Annotated in this window: 1 protein-coding gene; it reads left to right on the forward strand. The window is 67.8% G+C overall.

Going from position 1 to position 1,425, the window contains the following annotated elements:
• Positions 1–1,425, forward strand: a 1,425-nt coding sequence (locus tag T398_RS26775) for an IS481 family transposase (RefSeq protein WP_496450577.1), incomplete at both ends; no start/stop codon positions are given.

Here is a 1,425-nt window from a genome sequence, read left to right on the forward strand (position 1 = left end):
CCTCGCCCAGTCAGATTCCGTCAGAGGTGGAGGCGCTGATCTGTGAGCTGCGCCGGAACCATCCTCGCTGGGGTGCCCGTCGTCTCGTCTTCGAGCTAGGCCGCCGGGACTGTCCTGGGCCGGTTCCGTCGCGGATCACGGTGCATCGGGTACTGATCCGACACGGGCTGGTCACCCCGACACCTCGCCGCCGTCGTCGTGAGGACTACAAGCGGTGGGAACGCAGTCGACCGATGGAGCTGTGGCAGCTGGACATCGTCGGTGGTATCCGCCTCGCTGACGGTGGTGAGGCAAAGGTCGTCACCGGCGTTGACGACCACTCCCGGTTCTGCGTCATTGCGGCCGTGGTCCGCCGAGCAACCGGCCGGGCCGTGTGTCTGGCCTTCACCGAAGCCTTGCAACGGTTCGGGATGCCCGAGGAGGTCCTGACGGACAACGGCAAGCAGTTCACCGGCCGGTTCAACCAGCCCCGCCCAGCCGAGGTGTTATTCGAACGCATCTGCCGTGAGAACGGCATCGCGGCCCGCAACACCAAACCCCGCACCCCGACTACGACCGGCAAGGTCGAACGGTTCCACCAGACCTTGCAACGCGAACTCCTCGACGATGTCGAGGTCTGGGCCAGCCCGGAGGAGGCCCAGGCTGCCATCAACGTGTTCCGGCACGAATACAACACCCAACGACCGCACCAATCCCTCGCGATGGCGTTCCCGGTCGACCGGTTCCCCAGTCCGCTAGCTGACGAGCAACTGCCGCTGCGGCTGCCCCCGACGCTGACCAGCACAACCCCCGCCCCCCGAGAACCGCTGCCACCCCCACCATCAGCACCGACGTCATCCGCCGCCTCAGCCACCATTGCCGCCGCACCAGTGACGACCGGCGATGATGTCGGCCTAGCCGTGGAGCTCACCCGCCTCGTTCCCGCCTCGGGCAACCTCACCGTCTGCGGGCAACAGTTCTGGCTCAGCCCCACCCGAGCCGGACTTCCAGTCACCCTCTGGGCCGACGCCACCGTCGTCCACCTGCTCATCAACGGCGTCCGACTCAAGACCGTCCCATCCCGGCTCACCTCCGCCAACCTGCGGCAACTCCTCACCGACGACGGCCGACCTGCCGGGCGACCACCGATCACCACTGGCACCGCCCAGCCCGGCGCCCCCATCGAGGTCGAACGGCTCGTCAACGCCACCGGCCTGATCAGCCTCGCCGGCCGGCAACACCCCGTTGGCTACCACTTGGCCGGCCGCCGCGTCACCGTCCGACTCGACCGCGGCCTCATGCAGATCAGCGCCGACGGAGTCCTGCTGCGAAGCCTGCCAAACCCGCTGACATCAGCCAAAATCGCCGACATCCGCGACGCCCGCCCCGCCGGACCCCCACCAACCTCACCAGCCGAACCGCTACGAGTCGAACGTCGAGTCAGCT

The sequence above is a fragment of the Salinispora goodfellowii genome (genome assembly GCF_059570675.1).